This is a genomic window from Chryseobacterium lactis (assembly GCF_003815875.1).
Taxonomy (GTDB): domain Bacteria; phylum Bacteroidota; class Bacteroidia; order Flavobacteriales; family Weeksellaceae; genus Chryseobacterium; species Chryseobacterium lactis.
Map to the genome: position 1 here is coordinate 1106289 of NZ_CP033924.1, position 23053 is coordinate 1129341.

The 23053-nt window shown below is 35.8% G+C and carries 19 protein-coding genes; 15 read left to right on the top strand and 4 right to left on the bottom strand.

Annotation, left to right across the window (positions count from 1 at the left end; genetic code table 11):
• Window positions 1-21: 21 nt before the first annotated feature.
• From EG342_RS04785 to msrA, 10 genes are all read left to right on the top strand, one after another.
• On the top strand, window positions 22-1050 hold the full coding sequence (locus EG342_RS04785; protein ID WP_103288630.1) for a GDP-mannose 4,6-dehydratase: 1029 nt from the start codon (window positions 22-24) through the stop codon (window positions 1048-1050).
• 136 nt (window positions 1051-1186) lie between these two features.
• Window positions 1187-1408 carry a DUF2795 domain-containing protein gene (locus tag EG342_RS04790; RefSeq protein ID WP_002662059.1) on the top strand — a complete coding sequence of 74 codons (222 nt, stop codon included), beginning with the start codon at window positions 1187-1189 and terminating at the stop codon, window positions 1406-1408.
• A 126-nt stretch (window positions 1409-1534) separates the two neighbouring features.
• Window positions 1535-4609: a preprotein translocase subunit SecA gene (gene secA, locus EG342_RS04795; protein ID WP_103288631.1), complete on the top strand. Its 3075-nt coding sequence runs from the start codon at window positions 1535-1537 to the stop codon at window positions 4607-4609.
• 152 nt (window positions 4610-4761) lie between these two features.
• Window positions 4762-6936, top strand: a complete 2175-nt coding sequence (locus EG342_RS04800; protein WP_103288632.1) for a TonB-dependent siderophore receptor — start codon at window positions 4762-4764, stop codon at window positions 6934-6936.
• 32 nt (window positions 6937-6968) lie between these two features.
• A complete protein-coding gene (locus EG342_RS04805) occupies window positions 6969-9173 on the top strand; it encodes a TonB-dependent siderophore receptor (protein WP_103288633.1) in 2205 nt (734 codons plus the stop codon).
• Between the two features lie 38 nt (window positions 9174-9211).
• Window positions 9212-10414: a PepSY-associated TM helix domain-containing protein gene (locus EG342_RS04810; RefSeq protein WP_103288634.1), complete on the top strand. Its 1203-nt coding sequence runs from the start codon at window positions 9212-9214 to the stop codon at window positions 10412-10414.
• Window positions 10414-12525, top strand: coding sequence for a TonB-dependent receptor (locus EG342_RS04815; protein ID WP_103289273.1), 2112 nt, complete (start codon window positions 10414-10416; stop codon window positions 12523-12525). The genes EG342_RS04810 and EG342_RS04815 overlap by 1 nt, the downstream gene beginning before the upstream one ends.
• A gap of 51 nt (window positions 12526-12576) precedes the next feature.
• Window positions 12577-13788 carry a PepSY-associated TM helix domain-containing protein gene (locus EG342_RS04820; protein WP_103288635.1) on the top strand — a complete coding sequence of 404 codons (1212 nt, stop codon included), beginning with the start codon at window positions 12577-12579 and terminating at the stop codon, window positions 13786-13788.
• 79 nt (window positions 13789-13867) lie between these two features.
• Entirely contained in the window at window positions 13868-14836 is a 969-nt protein-coding gene (locus EG342_RS04825; RefSeq protein WP_103288636.1) for an ROK family protein, read from the top strand.
• A 343-nt stretch (window positions 14837-15179) separates the two neighbouring features.
• Window positions 15180-15734: a peptide-methionine (S)-S-oxide reductase MsrA gene (msrA, locus tag EG342_RS04830; protein ID WP_103288637.1), complete on the top strand. Its 555-nt coding sequence runs from the start codon at window positions 15180-15182 to the stop codon at window positions 15732-15734.
• A gap of 28 nt (window positions 15735-15762) precedes the next feature.
• On the opposite strand, the gene EG342_RS04835 is transcribed toward msrA, so the two are convergent.
• Window positions 15763-16587, bottom strand: a complete 825-nt coding sequence (locus EG342_RS04835; protein ID WP_103288638.1) for a hypothetical protein — start codon at window positions 16585-16587, stop codon at window positions 15763-15765.
• A gap of 380 nt (window positions 16588-16967) precedes the next feature.
• Between EG342_RS04835 and EG342_RS25075 the strand changes: the two genes are divergently transcribed.
• From EG342_RS25075 to EG342_RS04855, 5 genes are all read left to right on the top strand, one after another.
• A complete protein-coding gene (locus tag EG342_RS25075; protein WP_164465148.1) occupies window positions 16968-17132 on the top strand; it encodes a hypothetical protein in 165 nt (54 codons plus the stop codon).
• 45 nt (window positions 17133-17177) lie between these two features.
• A complete protein-coding gene (locus tag EG342_RS04840) occupies window positions 17178-18815 on the top strand; it encodes a tetratricopeptide repeat-containing sensor histidine kinase (protein ID WP_103288639.1) in 1638 nt (545 codons plus the stop codon).
• Between the two features lie 4 nt (window positions 18816-18819).
• Complete coding sequence (locus tag EG342_RS04845; RefSeq protein WP_103288640.1) at window positions 18820-19485, top strand: helix-turn-helix domain-containing protein; 666 nt, start codon at window positions 18820-18822, stop codon at window positions 19483-19485.
• Window positions 19486-19596: 111 nt separating this feature from the next.
• Window positions 19597-20664, top strand: a complete 1068-nt coding sequence (locus EG342_RS04850) for a type I restriction endonuclease (protein ID WP_103288641.1) — start codon at window positions 19597-19599, stop codon at window positions 20662-20664.
• A 78-nt stretch (window positions 20665-20742) separates the two neighbouring features.
• Window positions 20743-21048 (top strand): hypothetical protein, encoded by a 306-nt coding sequence (locus EG342_RS04855; protein WP_103288642.1) that lies wholly within the window; start codon window positions 20743-20745, stop codon window positions 21046-21048.
• An 89-nt stretch (window positions 21049-21137) separates the two neighbouring features.
• On the opposite strand, the gene EG342_RS04860 is transcribed toward EG342_RS04855, so the two are convergent.
• The 3 genes from EG342_RS04860 to EG342_RS04870 form a co-directional block, all read right to left on the bottom strand.
• Window positions 21138-21587, bottom strand: a complete 450-nt coding sequence (locus EG342_RS04860; RefSeq protein ID WP_103288643.1) for a GNAT family N-acetyltransferase — start codon at window positions 21585-21587, stop codon at window positions 21138-21140.
• Window positions 21580-22203, bottom strand: coding sequence for a ribosome biogenesis GTP-binding protein YihA/YsxC (yihA, locus tag EG342_RS04865; protein WP_103289276.1), 624 nt, complete (start codon window positions 22201-22203; stop codon window positions 21580-21582). Before yihA ends, EG342_RS04860 begins: the two co-directional genes overlap by 8 nt.
• Window positions 22204-22268: 65 nt before the next feature.
• Entirely contained in the window at window positions 22269-23030 is a 762-nt protein-coding gene (locus EG342_RS04870) for an alpha/beta fold hydrolase (protein WP_103288644.1), read from the bottom strand.
• Window positions 23031-23053: the final 23 nt, after the last annotated feature.

Sequence of the window (23053 nt, forward strand, 5' to 3'; positions counted from 1 at the left end):
TGTATCCATAAAAAACCACAGATGATTTATCTTATAACAGGCGGTAGCGGTTTCATTGGTTCCCATTTAGTTGAACAATTATTAAGAAATGGACATTCTGTCATAAACGTTGACAATTTTGATAATTTCTATCCATATCAGATAAAAATTAAAAATACTTTAGAGTCTATTGACAAAATTCCGAATTTTGAGTTCTCTGACAAAGAGTCTGATATCCGCCACTTAATTTCCCTCACTAAATCTGATCAATACTCCCTTTATTATCAGGATATCCGGGATAAAAAAGGACTTGAAAACATTTTCAAAAACCATAAGATTGATATGGTGATTCACCTGGCTGCGTTAGCCGGTGTTCGCCCTTCCATTGAAAGACCTTTGGAATACGAGGAGGTAAATGTCCGCGGAACCATGAACCTTTGGGAATTGTGTAAAGACTTTAATATTAAGAAATTCATTTGCGCTTCTTCGTCAAGTGTTTATGGAAACAATGAAAAAATTCCTTTTGCAGAAACCGATAATGTAGACAATCCTATTTCACCGTATGCTGCTACCAAAAAATGTGGCGAAATTTTAGGACATGTTTATCACCAGCTTTATCACATAGATATGATTCAGCTAAGGTTCTTCACCGTATATGGGCCAAGACAGCGCCCCGATCTTGCCATACATAAGTTTACCAAGCTGATTTCAGAAGGACAGGAAATTCCTTTCTATGGCGATGGAAATACAGCCAGAGATTATACTTATATTGATGATATTACGGATGGAATCCTGAAATCTATTCTTTATCTTGAAAAAAATGACGGAGTGTATGAAATTCTGAATTTAGGAGAAAACCAGGTTATTACTTTATCGGAGATGGTGGCCACCATAGAAGGAGCTTTAAAAATAACTGCCACGAAAAAAAATCTGCCAATGCAACCCGGAGATGTCACAAAAACCAATGCAGATATTACAAAAGCAAAGGTTTTAATAGGCTACCAACCGGACACAGACTTCCAAAATGGCATAAAAAAATTTGTGGAATGGTTTTTGAGAAAACGACATTAAGTAAATTACTGACAAAGCTGCTATGCAGTTGATGATGGTAATTTATAAGAAAAAATTATAAAAAGAATTGAAAATCAAGTATAAAAAAGTTTATTATACAACCTATTTTTATACTTTTGCAAAAAATTAGAAAATTATGTACTGGACATTAGAATTAGCTTCATATTTAAGTGACGCACCTTGGCCAATGACAAAAGCAGAGCTTATTGACTACGCGATCAGAACTGGTGCACCTATGGAAGTAGTAGAAAACCTTCAGGCTATCGAGGACGAAGGTGAAATTTATGAATCTATTGAGGAAGTTTGGAGTGACTACCCAACAGATGAAGACTTCCTTTGGAACGAGGACGAATATTAATAAAGCGATAAGCTTTAGGCCGCACGCTTAGAGCTTTTTTGCCCTTTTATATATATTAATTTACACGATAAGCGTGTCATTTAAAACGCTTAAAGCATCTTGCATTAAGCATAAAGCAAAAAATTTATGAGTTTTTTAAACAAAGTTCTTAAAGGGTTTTTGGGAGACAAAAAAGCGCAGGACCTAAAAGAAGTAAAAAAAGTTGTAACAAAAATCAAAGCTGTAGAACCCAACATCCAACAATTGTCGGATGATGGTCTGAGACAAAAAACGGCTGAGTTTAAAGAGAATATAAAATCTGCAACCAGCAAAATCACAGCTCAAATAGAACAGATTAAAGAGCAGATAAAAAATTCAACCAACGTTGACGAAAAGGAAGCTCTTTTCACAAAAATTGAGTCTCTAAAGAAAGAATCATACGAAATTGAAGAGAAAGTTCTCATTCAGGTTCTTCCCGAAGCCTTTGCATTGATCAAAGAAACGGCAAGAAGATGGGCTCAGAACGGGGAAATTCGTGTAACAGCAAGTGACTGGGATAGAGAACTGGCTGCTGCAGGAAAGGATTTTGTTGAAATTCAGGGAGACCAAGCTGTTTGGAAAAACTCATGGGACGCTGCCGGAACTCCAGTAGTTTGGGATATGGTCCATTATGATGTTCAGTTTATCGGAGGTATCATCCTTCACAGCGGTAAAATTGCCGAAATGGCAACCGGTGAAGGTAAAACTTTGGTAGGAACATTACCTATTTACTTAAATTCACTTCCGGAAAGAGGAGTTCACGTAGTAACCGTGAATGACTACCTTGCGAAAAGAGACTCCGCATGGATGGGACCTCTTTATCAGTTCCATGGAATGTCTATCGACTGTATCGATAACCACCAGCCGAACTCAGATGGAAGAAGAAAAGCATACAACTCAGATATTACTTACGGAACAAACAACGAATTCGGTTTCGATTATCTGAGAGATAACATGGTAGCTTCACCTTCAGAATTGGTACAAAGAGATTTGAACTTTGCGATCGTAGATGAGGTGGATTCAGTATTGGTGGATGACGCCAGAACACCGCTAATTATTTCAGGTCCGGTTCCACAGGGAGACAGACAGGAATTTGATGTTCTAAAGCCTTCTATCGACAGAATCGTGGAAGTTCAGAAAAAAACTGTTTCTACGATCTTTAATGAAGCTAAAAAATTAATCGCTGCCGGAAATAATAAAGAAGGTGGTTTCAAATTACTTCAGGCTTACAGAGGTCTTCCTAAAAACAGACAATTAATCAAATTCTTATCGGAAAGCGGAAACAGAGCATTACTTCAGAAGGTTGAAGGACAATATATGCAGGACAACAACCGTGATATGCCGATTGTAGATAAAGATCTTTACTTCGTTATTGAGGAAAAAAACAATCAGGTAGACCTTACAGACAAGGGTGTTGAATACATGTCTCAAGGAAACTCTGATTCCAACTTCTTCGTTCTTCCGGATATCGGGACAGAAATTGCTGAAGTAGAGGCTAAAAATTTAACTAAAGAAGAAGAGTTCGAGGCTAAAGAAAGACTTTTCGCTGATTTTGCTGAAAAATCTGAGCGTGTACACACGATGAGCCAGCTATTGAAAGCTTATACTTTATTTGAAAAAGATGATGAGTATGTAGTAATCGATGGAGAGGTAAAAATCGTTGACGAGCAGACGGGTCGTATCATGGAGGGACGTCGTTATTCAGACGGTCTTCACCAGGCGATTGAAGCAAAAGAGAATGTGAAAATTGAGGCAGCTACTCAAACTTTTGCAACGATTACGCTTCAGAACTATTTCCGTATGTACAACAAACTTGCGGGGATGACGGGTACTGCAGAAACAGAAGCAGGCGAGCTTTGGGAGATCTACAAATTAGATGTTGTGGTAATTCCTACTAACCGTCCTATCTTAAGACATGACAGACAAGATTTAGTTTTCAAAACTAATAGAGAAAAATATAACGCTGTAATTGAGGAGGTTGAAAAACTAACGGCAGCCGGAAGACCTGTACTTGTAGGAACAACTTCAGTTGAAATTTCTCAGTTGCTTTCAAAAGCACTTCAGCTAAGAAAGATTACGCACCAGGTATTGAATGCGAAGCTTCACAAGAAAGAAGCAGAGATTGTTGCCGGAGCGGGACAGCCGGGAGTGGTAACAATTGCAACCAACATGGCAGGTCGTGGTACCGACATCAAGCTTTCAAAAGCGGTAAAAGATGCAGGAGGTTTAGCGATTATCGGTACTGAAAGACACGATTCAAGACGTGTTGACAGACAGTTAAGAGGTAGAGCAGGACGTCAGGGAGATCCGGGAAGTTCTCAGTTCTACGTATCTCTTGAAGATAACTTAATGCGTTTATTTGGTTCTGAAAGAATTGCTAAGATGATGGACAGAATGGGTCACAAAGAAGGTGAAGTTATTCAGCATTCTATGATCAGCAAGTCTATCGAAAGAGCTCAGAAAAAAGTGGAAGAGAATAACTTCGGAACGAGAAAGAGACTTCTTGAGTATGATGACGTAATGAACAAACAACGTGACGTAATCTACAAGAGAAGAAAGAATGCTCTATTCGGAGATCACTTGAAATATGATATCACCAATATGATTTTCGATGTGGCCAATTCTATCGTTGCGAAAGGAAAAGCTACCGGAAATTATAAAGACTTTGAATACGAAATTATCAAAACGTTCACGATGGAATCTCCGGTTTCTGAAAGTGATTTTGCTAATAAAAATATTCAGGATCTGACGAATATCTTATTCAAAGCCGCTCAGGAAGATTATCAGATGAAACTGAATCTATTGAAAGAAAAATCATTCCCAATCATTGAGAATGTATATCAAAATCAGGGTTCAATGTTCAAAATGATCCAGGTTCCTTTCACAGACGGGCACAAAACAATGACAATCGTTGCTGATCTTAAAGAAGCTTACGAAACTCAGTGTGAAAGCTTAGTGAATGACTTTGAGAAGAATATTACATTATCAATCATTGATGAAAACTGGAAGCTTCACCTTCGTGAAATGGATGATTTAAGAAGATCATCTCAGGGTGCAGTTTACGAGCAGAAAGATCCACTTGTGATTTACAAACAGGAATCTTTCCACTTATTCAGTGAAATGATCGACAAATTGAACAAAGAAATTATTTCTTTCTTATACAAAGGTGAAATTCCTGCTTAAGAAATAATTAATAATATTTTATAAAAAACCGCTCTGGCATTGCCCGGAGCGGTTTTTTATTATCTATTGTATAATAATTTTATGATAAATATCAATATTATTATTTATTTAGAATAGTTAAAAATAATATATTTGCATAAAATTTGACTTTCATGAAAAATGTACTAATCTGTGCTTCGATGCTGGGATCTCTGGCGACCTATGCTCAAAAAAAAGATACTGTAAACACAAAAAGCATTGATGAAGTAGTACTTATCAACACTTACATTAAGAAAGATAGTGAATATTCAAATAAAATGCCTTTAAAGGCTATTGAAAATCCACAAGTATATTCAAGTATTGATAAAGTCATTTTAGAAAACCAAGGACTTTACACCGTAGATGATGCCTTAAAGAACATCCCGGGATTACAGCAGATGTGGACCTCAAATGGAAGAGCCGGTGATGGAGGAGCCTACGTAAGCTTAAGAGGTTTTGTATCTGCCAATTCATTAAGAAATGGAGTTTTAGGAGCCGTAACAGGAACTATTGATGCCATTAATCTTGAAAAGATAGAAGTTCTAAAAGGACCATCAGGAACCTTGTTCGGCAGCTTACTTTCAAGCTACGGAGGGGTAATCAACAGAGTAACGAAAAAACCTTTTGAAACATTCGGAGGCAATATAAGCTTAGCAGGAGGAAGCTATGACACATACAGAGCCGCAGTAGACGTTAATACCCCACTTACAAAGGACAAAAAATTATTATTCCGTTTAAATTCTGCCTATACCAATGAGGGCACTTTTCAGACAGAAGGGTTTAGAAGAAATCTGGCCATTGCACCAAGTTTAAGCTACAAACCAACTGATCGTTTAAGTATCAATTTGGATATGGAATTATTCCAGATGAAGAATATGACAGACCAAACCTTTTTCTTCTATTCTGGTAGTTACCTGCAAAAAGTAAACAATATCAAAGATCTTAATCTTGATTATAAAAATTCATATTTAGGAAAAGATCTTACCAATACCGGACGAAGCATTAATTTCTTTGGTCAGGTTAATTATAAGATTTCAAACTCAATTACTTCAAATACCAATTTCAGTACATCTTCCAGTTATTCGAACGGGTTTATGCCTTATTTATATTTTATGGGAGATAGCGCAGACAGTATGTACAGAAGCGACCAATCTACGAGAGACAGTAGAAAAAAATCTCTTAATTTTCAACAAAACTTTAACGGGGATTTCAAAATTGGAAATCTGAGAAACAGAGTGGTTTTAGGTTTTGATTATTTAAGGGTAAATAATAATCAGAACTTCTATGATGTAAACGGATTTGATAAAAACTCACAAGGTGAATCTATTCCTGTTCCTCTACATCAGTCTGGTTTTGATTACACGAATTTCAATGGTTCTGCACTACAGGCACAATATAATGCCATGGCAGGAAAAGAAGCACCCTATTTAATATCAGGAATTCAGGAAAATTATGCTGTTTATCTTTCAAATGTCCTTAATATAACGGATAACCTTAATGTATTAATGGCGTTAAGAGTAGATAACTTCACTAATAAACCTGATATTACCGTAGCTGACAAGAAAAAGCTAAATCAAACATTCTTCTCTCCAAAACTGGGAGTTGTATATGAGTTAATAAAAGATAAGGTTTCTGTTTTTGGAAATTATCAAAACAGCTTTAAAAATCTTGATTATTATATAAATGCTTCCGGAGGGACAGCCACTCCAGTTCCTGAACAAGCGAACCAGCTGGAAGGGGGTATCAAAACCAATCTATTCAACGGAAAATTATCTTCTACATTCAGTTACTATAATATTAAAGTAAAAGATGTTTTAAGAACTGCAATAGGGGCATCCAACCCCCGTGCACAAGTTCAAGACGGAACCATTGTAAGCAGAGGGGTTGAACTGGAAATAAACGCTTATTTACTAAGAGGTTTCACAGCGATTGCAGGCTTTAGCTACAATGACTCAAAATATACGGAAGCTGATGCATCGGTATTAAATAGAAGGCCTAATACATCCGGATCACCTTATCTTGCCAACCTGTATGCAAGCTACCAATTTTTAGACGGAACACTGAAAGGACTAGGATTTGGAGTTGGCGGAAACTATGCCAGCGAAAATAAAATCTACAACGCTGTAGATGGAGTGTTCTCGCTGCCTTCTTATGTTGTTCTTAATGCCAGCGCTTACTATGATGCCAAGAAATTCAGAATTGGTGTTAAAGTGGACAACTTTACCAATCAACATTACTGGATCGGATATACCACAGCAAATCCACAAAGGTTAATTAATGCTGTAGGTACCCTTACTTATAAATTTTAAACTGTTACAATAAATTACTCCCTTATAAAACAATGAAAAAACTGACGATAGGAGCTGTATTATTAACTTCAATGTTAACATTTGCTCAGGAAAAAGATACGATTAAATCTAATGATATTGAAGAAGTAATTGTCAACGGTAGATATTACAAAAAATATGTAGAAAAGGAAGGTTCATCTTCTCTTCGACTTGATGAGGCGCTTATCAAAATTCCTCAGAACATTTCAATTATTACGAACAAGGCATTGGAAGACCAGCAGGTTACTACCCTAAGCGATGGTGTTCTAAGAAATGTTGCCGGTGCACAAAGATTGGAACACTGGGGAGACATGTACACCAGAGTTAATATGAGAGGTTCCAGAGCAGCAGCTTTTATGAATGGAGTAAATGTAACCTCAACCTGGGGACCATTAAGTGAGGATATGAGTTATGTGGATCACATTGAATTTATTAAGGGCCCGTCAGGATTCTTAATGTCAAATGGAGAACCAAGCGGAATTTATAATATTGTAACTAAAAAGCCTACCGGAAACTCACTGAACGGAACGGCTAGGATAACTCTGGGAAGTTTTAACATGTACAGAGGAGAAGCAGATATCGATACCAAAATTACAGATAAGGTTGCTTTCAGGTTGAATTTAATGGCTCAAAACAAAAACAGTTTCAGAGATTATGAGTTTAACGATCGTTATATTATTAATCCTTCATTAAAGGTAAAGCTATCTGATAAAACTACCTTAACAGCTGAGTATATTTACCAAAAAGCAAAGATGTCTGAAGTTGGTTCTGCCTACGTATTCAGCTTTCAGGGATATAAAGCGAAGCCTGTTGGATATACACTTACGGATCCCGGAATTGAACCAACAAAAGTTGATAATAATACAATCAATGTAAATCTACAACATAAATTTAATGAAAACTGGAAGTTAACTTCTCAACTGACGTATGTCAATGAATATACAATGGGAAGTGATCTTTGGCCAAGTATGTTTGAGGGTAATCATATGATCCGTCGTTTAAATTACTGGGAAGCAGATAATACAATGAAATTTGGTCAGATTTTCTTAAACGGACTTGTAAAAACAGGACCCGTTTCTCACAAAATCTTGGCAGGACTGGATTTGGGAAGCAAAAAATACATGGCAGACTGGTCTCAAGGATACAATTTAGATAAATATAATGCAAACGGAGATTATGATGCACTAACAAATCCTGTAGCAGACAAAAGATACTGGTATAATGTGGATACATTAAACTATGATATCAATGGTTCCGGAAATTATGGTGGTCCAAATGGTACATACAAAGCATTTGACGGGAAAAGTAAATCTTTAACAGAAAGAGCAGGTGCAGGAAGTACTATCAATCAAAACTACACAGGTTTATATTTACAGGATGAGTTAGGATTTTTAGATGACGCTTTAAGATTAACTCTTGCTGCCCGCTACACGAATGTGAAAGAAACGAATTACGGTACAAAATCAGAGGCCAACAGAATTACTCCTCGTATTGGGTTAAGTTATTCTATTGATCAAAATATGTCTGCTTACGCATTATATGATCAGTCTTTCGTCCCACAAGCAGGTTTATTTAGAGATGGAACAACAGCGACACCACTCACGGGAGACAATATTGAAGTGGGTCTCAAAAAAGACTGGTTGGGAGGAAAATGGAACACTACCCTTTCATTATACAATATCAATAAAAATAATGAAATCACGGGAGATCCGGATCTGACAAACAATCCAAACGGTAAATATTCCATTCTTCTTGGAAAAACAAGAGTACAAGGAGTTGAATTTGATCTTAAAGGAGAAATTGTAAAAGGATTTAATGCCATTTTTAATTATGCCTTTACAGAGAATAAATTTACAGAAACTACAGCAACCAGAAAAAAAGGAGACAGAGTCCCTGGTTATGCAAAACATACAGCTAACGGTTGGTTGAATTACACCTTTAGCAATAATGTTCTTGAAGGGTTCGGATTAAGCTTTGGAGGAACTTATATGGCAGACAGAAGCAGTTGGGATTGGGGAAGCACCAACACATTACAAATGGCTGACTATGTTAAATTTGATGCAGGAGCTTCCTGGGAAAATTCAAAGTTCAGAGTGAACTTTAATGTATTTAATGTCTTTAACAGATATCTGTACTCAGGATCACCATATGCTGGTTATTACTATTACCAGGCAGATGCTCCGAGAAATTTCAGATTATCAATCGGATATAAATTCTAAAAAAATAAAGGTTAGCCCTTCGGGGTTAACTTTTTTCTATGAAAAAGAAACATCAACATAAGAAGAAAGTTTCCTTTACGAAGAAATGGTCTGCCAAACTGCATTTGTGGTTTGGCTTGTCCGTTGGTATCATTGTCTTCATTGTTTCTCTTACGGGAACCTTGTATGTTTTCAGAGAGGAAGTTCAAAATATCCTTCGTAAGGAAGCCATCTATATAAAACACGAAGATCTTGCTAAAAAAGCATTACCCCTCAATATTCTTCGCGAGAAAGTAAGTCTGGAACTCAATGAAAAATATCCATTGAGCTCTGTTGAGATTCCTTTAGACAAAAGCAAATCCTATCGTTTTTTATATTACGAAAAGAATAAAAAAGGCTGGAACTATTTCCAGGAAGTTCTCATCAACAAACAGGCATATGTCAACCAGTATACAGGAGAAATTCTTGCCGTTTACAATGAGAAATATGATTTCTTCAATATTTTAAAATACATCCATTGGGGGCTTCTTCTCAACTCTGACTGGGGAAAATATGTCGTAGGAATTCCTACTGTCCTTTTTATCATCATGCTGATTACCGGAATTATTTTGTGGTGGCCTAAAAATAAAAATGCCAGAAAAGGACGTCTCTGGTTTAGCTGGGAAAACGTGAAAACCTGGAAGCGGAAAAACTATGACCTTCATAATATTCTCGGATTTTATGCTTCGTTCATTGCTTTATTATTGAGTGTTACAGGAATTTATTTTGCTTATCCCTATATAAAAAACACATTCAATCTTGCATTGTCGGGATCTATGGATCTTCCGAAGGAAAAAGAAATCAAATCCCCGGATTCTCTGATGGTAAAAAATGATGCTGTTTTTGATCTTGCTGCAGCACAAACTCAAAAATTATACGCAGGATCATCCAGTTTGAGGATTTCTTTAAACGGAAAGAATAAAAAAGGAAAAGAATTGAAAAACCTGCCCGTTACTGTATACGGACAAGACGGAAGGTTTAGCGAAAGAAACCTGTTGACTTTTGACAAATACTCAGGAAAACTTCTGGCCAATAAACCTCATCAAAAGTTAAGCAATGCTGAAAAATATGCCAATGCCAACTATGACATCCATACCGGATCCTACTTCGGATTGATTGGAAAGATCATTTGGTTTGCAGCGGGCCTCATTTGCACCTCTCTTCCGGTGACCGGATTTCTGGTTTGGTGGGGAAAAAGAAAAAAACAAGGAAAGAAAATATAATGAAAAAAGCGTTTATATCAGCTGCCTGTCTGGGAACAACTATTGTTTTCGCTCAGGTTAAAGATACGTTACTTACCAAGAATGTAGAAGAGGTTGTAATGACCGCTTCAAGAAAAAAAGAAAATATAAAAGAAGTACCCAGTTCAATTACGGTGGTTGCAGAAAAGCAGATTCAGTCGCAATTGACGGTCAATTCAGATATTACGAGCATCCTGCAATATACAGTTCCCAGTTTAGGAACAAACTCAGGACAAACCTCCAACACCGGACAAACATTAAGAGGTCGTCAGGTTTTAGTTTTAATTGACGGAATTCCCCAATCTACCCCACTTCGAAACGGAGCAAGAGACTTAAGAGTAATCGATCCTTCAGCACTTGAAAGAGTTGAAGTCATTAAAGGAGCCTCTTCTATCTATGGAAACGGTGCCGACGGTGGGATCATCAATTACATTACCAAAAGGAGCAAGACCGACAAAAAGATTTCCGGGATATCACAGATTGGACTTACCGGTCAGCCTTATGGGGGAACTTTAGGGGTAAGAGCCAGCCAGCTTTTATCCGGAAAAGTTAACAAATTTGATTATACCCTTTCATTGGCTTATGAAAGAACGGGATATATGAAAGACGCCGATGGTGTTTACCTAAGTCCGACTTACAGCACCGCGAAAATGGATAACTATAACGGAATGTTGAAGCTGGGCTATGATATTAACGACAATCAAAGAGTGGAAGTTTCCTATATAGGATATTCTTCAAGATCGAATTTAAATTTAGGTTTAGGGACAGGTATATACGGACAAAAGCCCACTATTGGTGAAGGAGAAGGCAAAAGTCTTGAAACAACCCCACAGGGAACGCCAAAGAATCATAATATCAGGGTGAGTTATGATAATAAAAATTTATTTAAAGGAACTTCCCTTAATGTTAATCTTTATTATCAGGATTTTAAAACCGTTTACGGCTACAGTGACACCTTCTTTAATGGAGGACAATCCAATGTTCTTTCGAAAAAAGCTGGTGCGAGATTTAATTTTGATACCCAGCTTTGGAATGCTGCCAATTCACAGGGCGAAATTATATATGGTGCCGATATCCTCAATGATGAAACCGTTCAAAAACTGGAAGATGGACGTTTCTGGACTCCCAACATGAATATGACCAATATTGCCCCTTTCCTTTTGGTAAAAATCGACTTACTTAAAAAGTTAACGATCAAGGGAGGACTCCGTTATGAAAATATCAAAGTAAATGTAGATGACTTCAATACACTTTCAGTCATTAAAAGCGACGGAACTTTTACAAAGAGTATTCCGGTAGCAGGAGGAAAACTTAATTACAACGCATTGGTAGGAAATATTGGTATCCGATATAATATTGAGCCATTTATCAACCTTTTCGCAAGCTTCTCACAGGCCTACTCTATTAATGAATTGGGAAGAATTTTAAGAACATCAACTTCTGAAACGATTAAAAATCTTGAAACAAAACCCATCATTGTCAATAATTATGAATTGGGAGCGACAGGACAACTTTCAAACTGGCTTAATTACGAATTGACTTCTTATGTAAGTACTTCCAAATTGGGAGCTTCATTTGTACAAAGCCCGGACAGAGCGTTAATGATCCAGAGATCTCCGGAAATAGTATACGGTGTGGAAGGGTTTTTACACTTTACGCCTGCCAGATGGATTCAGTTTGGTGGAAGCTACAGCTGGATGGAAGGCATTACTTCCATAAAGGATGACGGAGATTATTCAGCAAAAATCAACAACAGCAGAATCACCGCTCCTAAAGTACTTGCTTATATCCAGGCAAAGCCGATTCCTTCATTATCCCTGGGGATTGATATGCTTCATTCCTTCAAACAGGACAGGTTTACAACCAATGCGAAAGGGTTATATGCCTATGGAGAAGGTTTTGTACCTGATTATACCGTTTTTAATTTTAAATCAAGTTATGAGGTCAATCATAACTGGAAAGTTTCATTGGGTGTTGAAAATGTATTTAACAGATTGTATCAACCTTCTATTGCATGGTGGGCTGCGAGAGATAGTGATTACGTTAACTCACCGGGAGCAAGAGGAACCTTCATGATTGAATATAAATTTTAATTAATCTAAATAAAAAGTAAAGACTATCTTTGCCAAACCTTTAAATGTCCTATGAAGAAAAAGCATCATCATAAAAACAAACCGGGATTTTTTAAAAAATGGTCTTCCAAATTACACCTGTGGTTTGGATTGGGAATCGGATTCCTGATCTTTATTATCTCCATTACCGGCGCGCTGTATGTCTTTAAAGATGAAGTAGAAAACCTCACACGAAAAGATGTGATCTACCATCATGAGCAAAATATTGAGCAGAAACAAATTCTTCCTATACGGGTGATGGAAAAAGCGGTTGCAGAACAGGTAAAGGAAAAATATCCTATCCACTGGGTAAATGTTCCTATTGACAAGAAAATGTCGTACATGTTCTTCTGGTATGAGCACAATACCAAAGGATGGAATTATTTCGATGAATTTCCGGTCTATAAACAGGCTTACGTAAATCCATACACCGGAAAGGTATTGAGAGTCTACGATGAAAAGAACGGTTTTTTCAATATTGTTAAAATGATTCACTGGAGTTTTCTTCTGAAGCAAGATTGGGGAACCTATGTGGTGGGAATACCGGTAATTATTTTCGTAATTATGCTTATTACTGGGATTGTTTTATGGTGGCCAAAAAACAAAGCTGCTAGAAAGCAACGTTTTTCATTCAAATGGAAAAACATCAAAAGCTGGAAAAGGAAGAACTATGACCTTCATAATGTATTAGGTTTCTATGCCTCTATTTTTGCTTTAATATTTTCTATTACCGGACTTTTCTATGCGTTCTTTGTTGTTCAGGCGATGATCTACGTAATATTTTCCGGTGGAGAAACGAAGTATCCGGATTTCTCTCACATTAAAACCAAAGCTCCGATTGAGCTGAGGACAGAAGGAACACTTGACAAAATCATCAGTACAGTAAAAGCAAAATATCCGGATTCTTACGGTTTTGCAATAGATCTTGGCCATGAACATATGGATGATCATGAGCATCCCAACTTTGAAGTTTATGTAAAGCACTTATCTTATTCTTACCACAAAAGCAGCAGTCTGATCTTTGATGAAAATTCAGGAGAATTGCTACACACTCACGATCCGAAAGACAAAAACTTTGGTGAAAAGGTGGTTAATGCCAATTATGATATTCACGTTGGAGCGATTTTAGGCCTTCCTACAAAGATTATTGCCTTCATTGTAAGTTTGATCTGTGCATCTCTTCCTGTAACCGGATTTATGATCTGGTGGGGCAGAAGAAAGAAAAAACCGGTAAAAACTGCTTAAAACTTCAAATAATATCTGGTTCATAATCTATTAATACAATCTTTTTTATATTTTTAGACCTTAGAATTTAATAATAGAAATGTCATTAATAGATTTATCAAAACAAGTTGCCCTGGGAGTTGATATCGGTGGGACAAATACCAAATTTGGAATTGTAAACCATCGTGGCGAGGTTCTGGATAAAGGAAACCTGAAAACCGATGCCTATGACAAAGTAGAAGATTTTATCGATGCTTTATATGAACATGTAGCTCCTTTAATGGAAAAGCATGGTACTGAAAAGCACTTCGACGGAATTGGTGTAGGCGCACCGAATGCTAATTATTATAAAGGAACCATTGAGCTTGCCCCTAATCTGCCATGGAAAGGTGTAATTCCTTTTGCAGAACTGATGACTGCCAAGTTCAATTTACCTTGTACCGTCACCAATGATGCCAATGCGGCAGCTTTGGGTGAAATGCTTTTCGGAGCGGCAAGAGGAATGAAAGATTTTATCATGATTACCCTGGGAACAGGTGTTGGAAGCGGAATTATTGCCAACGGAAACTTAATCTACGGACATGATGGTTTTGCAGGAGAGCTTGGTCATACAATCGTAAAACCAGGCGGAAGAAAGCACTGGAGTACCGGATCAGAAGGAAGTCTGGAAGCTTATGCCTCTGCTACCGGAATTACCATTACAGCCAAGAAAATGAGAGCAGAATTTCCTGAATCGATCCTGAATCAGTATCCTGAAGATGAAATTAATTCTAAGACAGTATACGAATGTGCCTTAAAGGAGGATCCTATTTCTATCGAGGTTTTCAGGTATACGGGACAAAAATTAGGTGAAGCATTGGCTAATTTTGTCATGTTTTCATCACCGGAAGCTATTCTTTTATTTGGTGGGGTTATCAAAGCAGGAGACTTTATTTTAAAACCGGCAAAACTTCACATGGAAAGAAACCTTCTTCCTATTTTCAGAAATAAAGTAAAATTGGTATTCAGTGAACTTAACGAAGCAGATGCAGCCATCCTTGGCGCCAGTGCTCTGGTTTGGGAAAAATAACTGAAAGCTATTATAAATCATAGAAGCATCCTTTTTAGGGTGCTTTTTTGTTTACCATAAATTCCTTTACGAAGATGCTTCGTGAACTACGTTCGTAAACCTTTAGTTTATGCTCAGCATGACAATCGGGATACTTTCATAACCAATATTCTTTCTTTATTATTTGTGATAAATAATCGTGGCATTTGTGTTTAAAAACCATTTGCAACATCTATCATCGCAATTTGAGTTTAGCAGTCTAAAATCATATCCCAATGAAAAACTTTTTCATATTTTTGATTAGTTTTTTCCTGATCAGTATCGCATAACGGAAAAGACAATAAAACAATATAATTACCAAAAAATGGATAACAATAATTTAGAACAAATTACTTTCGGTGGTGGATGTTTCTGGTGTGTAGAAAGTTGTTTCAACATGCTGAAAGGTGTTGAATCGGCTGTTTCAGGATATTCAGGAGGACATAAGGATAATCCGACCTATGAAGAAGTATGTACCGGTGAAACAGGGCACGCTGAGGTTGTACAAATTACTTACAATCCTTCAATTATCTCTTATGAACAATTGATGGATGTATTCTTTTTCCTACACGATCCTACTCAACTGAACAGACAGGGTAATGACATCGGAACACAGTATCGTTCTGTTATTTATTATAAAGACGATACTGAAAAGGCAAAAGCTGAAGAAGCGATCAAAACCTCTCAGCAATCCGAAAGATGGGCGGGAACTTATGTAACAGAATTAAGCCCGTTCGACACATTCTGGCCTGCAGAACAATACCATCAGGGATATTATAATGAAAACCCTACGCAGCCTTACTGCAGTGCAGTAGTGGGGCCTAAAATCCAGAAGTTTAAAAAGCATTTCGGGGAACTGGGAATGCTAGATGCAGAATAATATACAGCGGAGAGAAATCTTCGCTTTTTTATTCTTCCACAGAAACCGGCGCACCGGCATATTTATCAATAATATATGGTGTTGAAGATCTGAGTTCTCGTCCATTATCCGGATCTACTCCATCCATTGTAAAAAACTCAACATTTCCGTTATACTTAGAATACCACGTCCTTCCTAATGCGTTGTCTATTGTAAGCGTATCTTTTCTTGTAATTCTTTTAAAGTATCTCAACTGTATGGTATCCTTAGGCATAAGGCTTCGTGTCGGATCTTTATCTTCACAATCTACCAGCTTATACTCATTTTTATCCCAATACATACAGCTTTTCTCATTGATTGGTCCGAAAAAGCCCAATGGGGTCTTGCTTTTTGATGAATAATAGTAGTTGCCAATAAATAAACTTCCAATCAGAAGAACCCCGGCAATTCCCAAGCCATTTTGCTTGACAAATTCAGGCATTTTGAAATTCTGTTCGTTAGTTATGGTAATAAAAATATTACCTAATTTTTCCGAAAATGATTCCTCATGTTCGTCTACTTTTATTTTGACTGTCGTCTTATTTGCCCTCTCATCCTCTTTGATAAAAGTGGTAGCGAAATCAAGAAAGTCTTTATACTCTAAGTACTGACAAAGTTTATTAAGTATAAGCCCATCTTTTATATCAGGCTCTCCGTTATCACGTATGCAGGCATTATAATACCTTACAAACGTTCTCTCGTTAATTATAAAATTCAACTCTTTATCAAAATAATCAGACAGTTCAGAAGCCCAGCCGCTCTTAGTATTTTCAGCTGGAAAGTCTTTCTGTGCTTTCTTAAACACTTCATGGATTAGTAGTTTTTTCTTGGACATATATAGTTTTTTGAGCCTTTACAAAATAGCTGATTTTCAATCATACCACATTACGGATTCCCATAAAGCACTCATGTCCATTTTGTGTCCATAGATGTCCAAACCGTGACTAACACTTGCGTCACGTTTTGTCGCATCTTTGCTTCAGAAATCAGTGACAAACAAAACATTACAAAAACAAAAGTACAAAACTGATTTCAAATTCACCTGATAAAACGGAGGAAAACTCCGGGTTGGGAAGCAGATGTTTCTCCTCCGTTTTTGAAGGTTCACTTCCCAAAAATTTAGAAGCGCTTCAAATTTTTTTAATCGTGTAGCTCTACCTGTGATCGGTTTCACTGGCAACTACAGAAATGCTCAAATTTTAAATTTTTAAGGAAATGATCCAGTTTATATTAATGCTATTAGGTTTAGCATTCCCAAATAATAACGCAAATACAACAACATCTGATAACAATCCGGCACCGGTCACAGTACATGCTTCTGTAGAACTGGGAGAGGATACGGGAGGAGAGACACTTCCGATTTTACCTCCAAAAAAATAAAATTATGAACCACTCTTATTTGAGTGGTTTTTTTTATTTTAGAGGATGGCAAGATTTATATTTTTTTTAATACTTTTATCGTGTATATCCTGTAAAAAGCATAAGATTACAAACGAAAACACTGAAATTGGAGATACCTTTTATACAAAAGGATCAGAACTATTTCAAAGAAATGACATAGAGGCTTATAAAAACTTTCAAAAAGCTATATCCTACTATAAATTATCACATGACTCTTCCAATATTTCTAAAGCTCTAATATTTCAAGCTAACATCCAAAACAATAAAGGAGATTATATGGGTGCTGAGGAAACATTAGTTGAGGCTCTTACCTACATGAAAGAAAATGACTCTAGCTTTTATTCTCTTTATGGAACCATGGCAAATATCAAGTTTGATCAAAAGGAATATAAGGAAGCAATTAAATGGTCCGATAAAACATTGTCTGAAAGCAACATAGAATATGACACAAAAGCAAGACTTTTAAATAATAAAGCAGTAGCATTTTCAAAATTAAAGGATTACAAAAATGCATTAAAAACACTTGAAAAAATCATTTTAGATTCCATTCAGAAAAAAAATACAATATATACTATAAAAGATAATAAAGAATATTTTCATTGGCTATTTGACAATACTTATGATGTACAAAACAGTTTGGAAGAAATCTTGAAAATAAAAATTTCACAAAATGATTCATGGGGAATGAATTCTAGTTACTCCCATCTATCTGATATTTATAAAGATAAAAATTCAGAAAAATCTTTAGTTTATGCAAAACAAATGTTGATTACTGCGACAAAAAATAAAAGTCCAGTAGATCGGTTAGAGGCTCTTGAAAAAATTCTAGTTGTTGATACCCCTAACAATGCTAAAAAATTATTCAATCAATATAAAATTTTATCAGATAGCATTCAACTTAGTAGGAACAATTACAGTAATCGCTTTGCTTATATCAAGTATGACAGTGAAAAAAGTAATGCTGATAATCAAAGGTTAAAAGCAGATAATTCTCAAAAGCAAAATAACATCTTACTCCTTTTGGTAGCCTTAATTTTTGCTATAATCATTATCATCTGGTTCCGTAAACGACAAATAAACTTAAAATTTGAAGTAAAAAATACAGCCCTCAAATATTCAAAAAAAGTTCACGATAAAGTTGCTAATAAAGTATATCACGTCATGTCAGAAGTAGAAAATACATCAAATATTGATAAAAATGAATTGTTAGATAAATTAGAAAACATCTATCATATTTCCCGTGATATATCTTATGAAGACAAAGATATTGCTATAGAAAAAGATTTTTCAAAACAACTCTCTCAAATGCTAAAATCTTATTCTTCAGATATTATTAAAGTTCCTATCATTGGAAATGAAGAAGAATTATGGAATGGGGCTTCAGAAACAGCCAAGATTGAAACTTTCTATATTCTTCAGGAGCTAATGACCAATATGAAAAAACACAGCAAAGCAGATCGTGTTATTATAGATTTTGAGCGAGAAAATAATATAATCACAATTGCTTATTCAGATAATGGAGTGGGAATGCATGGATATTCTCCCAAAAATGGTTTGAAGAATACGGAATCCCGTATAAATTCTATAGGAGGAACAATTAATTTTGAAACGACAACAGAAAAGGGATTAAAGATAAGCCTCTCATTCCCAGCCAAAAAATAAAATTATGTTTAAAAAAGTACTGATAGCCGAAGACTTTGAAAGTTTTAATATTTCCGTTCAAAAAGCAGTTGAAGAATTAAAAATTGAAACCATAGATAATGTACACTATTGTGATGATGCATGGATGAAAATAAAAAAAGGCATCCGGGAAAAAGATTATTATGACTTATTAATTACTGATCTCTCATTTGATACAGATCACCGGGAACAGCGTCTAACAAATGGACGAGAGCTAATTAACGCCGTAAAAGATGATGCTCCAAACATTAAAGTAATTACTTTTTCTATTGAAAGCAGGCCAGAAGTTATTGAGAATTTATTCACGATTCATCAAATCAATGGTTTTGTTTCCAAAGGAAGAGAAGATATAAAGGAGTTGAAAAAAGCGATAAAAGCTGTTTATAACAATGAAAAATATATTTCCTCTAATATAAAAGCTGCCATTAAAAATAAAAATGCTTATGATTTTACAAAGTTTGATAAAATACTTGTTTCCTTACTTTCTAAAGGAATGCTTCAAAAAAACATTCCTGACTATTTGAAGGAAAACAATATCAAACCATCTAGCCTTAGTAGTGTAGAAAAAACACTGAATAATCTTAAGGAATCACTGGGTGTCGCAAACAATGAACAATTAATTGCTCATTGTAAGGATTGGGGAATTATATAATCAAAATTTAAGACCTTTCGAGTAAATTCGAAAGGTCTTTTAATATTACGGGATCCCGTAAGGATTACCTCTTAAAGCGTTATACTTTTGGAGTATAAATAAAACTAAATAATGGACCTTAAAATAAAACTTGAACAACTACAGCAGAAAGTATCAGGATTAAAAGATCAAATTAGCACCGAAGAAGCTACTAAAAATGCTTTTGTAATGCCTTTTATACAGATTTTAGGTTATGATATTTTTAATCCTACCGAAGTTGTCCCCGAGCACGTTTGTGATATTGGAACCAAAAAAGGTGAAAAAGTAGACTATGTAATCAAAAATAATGACGAGCCTATTTTCATTATTGAATGTAAACACTGGAAAGAAAGTGCAGATGCCCACAATTCTCAACTTCATAGGTACTATCATGTATCCAAGACAAGGTTTGGAGTCCTTACAAACGGGATCATATATAACTTTTATACAGATCTTGAAAAACCTAATATTATGGATGAAAAACCTTTTTTTACCATCAATATTGAAGACTTAAAAGATAGCTCAATAAAAATACTCGAAAGCTTCACAAAAAAAGATTATAACCTGGAAAGTATTTTAGATTCTGCTGAAGCATTAAAATATATTAAGGCGATAAGAAAAGAATTCGAAAAAGAAATAGAAACTCCATCTGATGAAATTGTAAAGCTCTTAGTCAGCAGATTCTTTGAAAAGCCTATTACTGCAAACAGAATGATTTCTTTTAAAGAATACACTAAAAAAGCATTAACAACATCCATCAACGAATCTATCAGCTTCAGGCTTAAATCAGCATTAAATATCAATGAACAAATTGAAAAACAAGATGATGATGTAAAATCCGCGCAACCAATAGATGAAAATAATGAATCTAAAATCGTCACAACGGAGGAAGAGCTTGAGGGATTCCAGATTGTGAAAGCGATCATGCGTGAAAGAATTCCAGCAACACGAATCGCCTATAGAGATACCTTATCTTATTTTGGAATTCTCCTTGATGATAATAATAGAAAGCCACTATGTAGACTTCACTTTAATACGGCAAATAAATATATTGAAACATTTCACAATGGTAAAGATGCGGGTGAAAAAGTATTGCTAAGTGATTTAGATGACATCTATAAATTCAGAGAAGAACTTCACAAAACTTTAGAAAACTATTAAGCACTGTAATGAATACTTTTAAATAGATTAAACAATCATGAAAACCATTCTATAAATACTTACTTAAAAACCATCACTATGAAAAAACTACTTTTTACCAGCCTTTTAGGCCTGGGACTATTATTACCTGCTAACTTTTCAGCCACACCAAGCACGGTTTCTTTTGCGAAAGAATTAACCGGGAAAAAACCAAAAAAGAGCAAAAGCAGCAGAAAAAGTAAATCTACAAGCTCAAGATCTTCAAAATCATATTCATCATCCGGCAGTGGCGGATGCACTTATAATGGAAATCAATTATATGTAGGATCAAGAGGCGGTTGCTACTATTACTCAGGAAGCAGCAAGCAATATGTAGACAGATCTTATTGCTCAGGCTGCAGATAAAATTGGGACTGATAACCATGAAGCTCAGATAAAAAAACACTCCACATATAACCATTGAAAAAGGTATCCCTCATGAGATACCTTTTCTTTTATTTTCTAATCATTTCCGTGTGCGGAATGTCATCTTCCAGGTATTTTTTACCGGTATCTTCAAATCCGAATCCGCTGTAAAATCTCAACAGATAATCCTGTGCTGAAATCCTGATTTCAGAAGTGTGAAAACGGTTTTCAATAGTTTCCACAGCATATTGGATCAACAGTTTCCCTAAACTCTTACCTCTGGCTTGTTCCGTGGTCAAGACCCTTCCCAGAGACGTTTCATCATATTTTATTCCCTTATCAAAAACACGGCAATAGGCAAGAACCTGCCCGTCTTCCTCTGCCCAGATGTGAATTCCTTTCTGATCGTAATTATCCAGATCAGGATAAGGACAATTCTGTTCAATAACGAAAACATCTATACGGGCTTTCAATACTGCATACAGCTCAGGAACAGTAAATTCATCAAAGGTTTTAATCTTCCAAACAATATTACTCATCGAAACTTACACTATTATTTTTTAAAAAATCATTCGTTTTTTCTATAAAATCGAGAATATGATCTCCTCCTTCTTTCTTTTCTGCAGAGGTTACATATAGTTCAGGAAGATCTTCCCATGTTTTATGAAGCTCTGCTTTATAGTCTTCAACATTTTTAATAACCACATTAGGCTTTAGCTTATCTGCCTTTGTGAAAACAATTGAAAAAGGAACGCCACTTTCTCCGCACCATTGAATAAACTCAAGATCGATCTTTTGAGGACTGTGTCTCGAATCTACCAAAACAAAAAGATTCACCAGATTCCTCCTGTTAAGAATATAATTGGTAATCAGTTTTTCAAAATCCTTTCGCTGAACTTTTGAAACTTTTGCGTATCCATATCCGGGTAAATCGGTAAGGTACCAACTCTCATTCACCAAAAAATGATTGATCAGCTGAGTTTTCCCGGGAGTTCCCGAAGTTTTAGCCAAATCTTTATGGTTCATCATGGCATTGATCAATGATGACTTTCCTACATTAGATCTTCCGATAAAAGCATATTCGGGAATATTTGGTTCAGGACATTCCTGCCATTTTCCACTACTCTTTACAAACTCTGCTGTCTTAATAACCATTTTTGAATATATTTTAGAAAAATAAACCATTAAGAAAAGCTCCTAATGGTTATTTGTTATTTATTTTAAACTTTATCTTTTATCCAGTTGAAAAGGATTTCATTAAATTCATCCGGCTTTTCCATCATGGCAGCATGGCCACAATGATCAATCCAGAAAAGATCCGAATTCGGGATAAATTTATGCATATCTTCCGCAACTTCCGGAGGAGTTACATTATCCTGTTTCCCCCAGATCAAACAAGTGGGAGTCAAAATCTTAGGAAGATCGTTTATCATATTGTGCTTAATTGCACTTCTTGCCAACATTACTGTTTTTATTCCTTTCATTCTGTCATTCACCACTCCAAAAACTTCATCTACAAGATCTTCGGTAGCAACCTTAGGGTCATAAAAAACCTCTTCTGTTTTCTTCCTGATATAAGATCTGTCGTTCTTTCTCGGAAAACTATCACCGAAAGTTCTCTCATATAATCCTGAACTTCCTGTCAACACAAGATTCTTTACAAGATCCGGTCTTGCCAAAGTTAAGATAAGCCCCACGTGACCTCCCATTGAGTTTCCTACAATGCTCACAGGTCCGGAAATATGGCTCTCTATAAACTTGATAATATATTTTGCTAAAGTGGTAAGATTGGTATTGAGTACCGGCAAATCGTAAATCGGTAGCTGAGGAACATATACCTTATATCCTCTTTCCGAAAAAAAATCTACCATTTTATCGAAATTACTCAAACCACCCATTAACCCGTGCAACAGCACTAATGGATGTCCTTCTCCTGCTTCTACATAGGAATATTTCTTTTCTTTTTTTGTACTAAATATCATAAGTCGCCTTAATAAAGCCCTGC

Bases quoted from the DNA above. Each gene is read 5' to 3' on its own strand.
- EG342_RS04785 (WP_103288630.1), top strand. From the start codon at position 22: ATGATTTATCTTATAACAGGCGGTAGCGGTTTCATTGGTTCCCATTTA.
- EG342_RS04790 (WP_002662059.1), top strand. From the start codon at position 1,187: ATGTACTGGACATTAGAATTAGCTTCATATTTAAGTGACGCACCTTGG.
- secA (WP_103288631.1), top strand. From the start codon at position 1,535: ATGAGTTTTTTAAACAAAGTTCTTAAAGGGTTTTTGGGAGACAAAAAA.
- EG342_RS04800 (WP_103288632.1), top strand. From the start codon at position 4,762: ATGAAAAATGTACTAATCTGTGCTTCGATGCTGGGATCTCTGGCGACC.
- EG342_RS04805 (WP_103288633.1), top strand. From the start codon at position 6,969: ATGAAAAAACTGACGATAGGAGCTGTATTATTAACTTCAATGTTAACA.
- EG342_RS04810 (WP_103288634.1), top strand. From the start codon at position 9,212: ATGAAAAAGAAACATCAACATAAGAAGAAAGTTTCCTTTACGAAGAAA.
- EG342_RS04815 (WP_103289273.1), top strand. From the start codon at position 10,414: ATGAAAAAAGCGTTTATATCAGCTGCCTGTCTGGGAACAACTATTGTT.
- EG342_RS04820 (WP_103288635.1), top strand. From the start codon at position 12,577: ATGAAGAAAAAGCATCATCATAAAAACAAACCGGGATTTTTTAAAAAA.
- EG342_RS04825 (WP_103288636.1), top strand. From the start codon at position 13,868: ATGTCATTAATAGATTTATCAAAACAAGTTGCCCTGGGAGTTGATATC.
- msrA (WP_103288637.1), top strand. From the start codon at position 15,180: ATGGATAACAATAATTTAGAACAAATTACTTTCGGTGGTGGATGTTTC.
- EG342_RS04835 (WP_103288638.1), bottom strand. From the start codon at position 16,587: ATGTCCAAGAAAAAACTACTAATCCATGAAGTGTTTAAGAAAGCACAG.
- EG342_RS25075 (WP_164465148.1), top strand. From the start codon at position 16,968: ATGATCCAGTTTATATTAATGCTATTAGGTTTAGCATTCCCAAATAAT.
- EG342_RS04840 (WP_103288639.1), top strand. From the start codon at position 17,178: ATGGCAAGATTTATATTTTTTTTAATACTTTTATCGTGTATATCCTGT.
- EG342_RS04845 (WP_103288640.1), top strand. From the start codon at position 18,820: ATGTTTAAAAAAGTACTGATAGCCGAAGACTTTGAAAGTTTTAATATT.
- EG342_RS04850 (WP_103288641.1), top strand. From the start codon at position 19,597: ATGGACCTTAAAATAAAACTTGAACAACTACAGCAGAAAGTATCAGGA.
- EG342_RS04855 (WP_103288642.1), top strand. From the start codon at position 20,743: ATGAAAAAACTACTTTTTACCAGCCTTTTAGGCCTGGGACTATTATTA.
- EG342_RS04860 (WP_103288643.1), bottom strand. From the start codon at position 21,587: ATGAGTAATATTGTTTGGAAGATTAAAACCTTTGATGAATTTACTGTT.
- yihA (WP_103289276.1), bottom strand. From the start codon at position 22,203: ATGGTTATTAAGACAGCAGAGTTTGTAAAGAGTAGTGGAAAATGGCAG.
- EG342_RS04870 (WP_103288644.1), bottom strand. From the start codon at position 23,030: ATGATATTTAGTACAAAAAAAGAAAAGAAATATTCCTATGTAGAAGCA.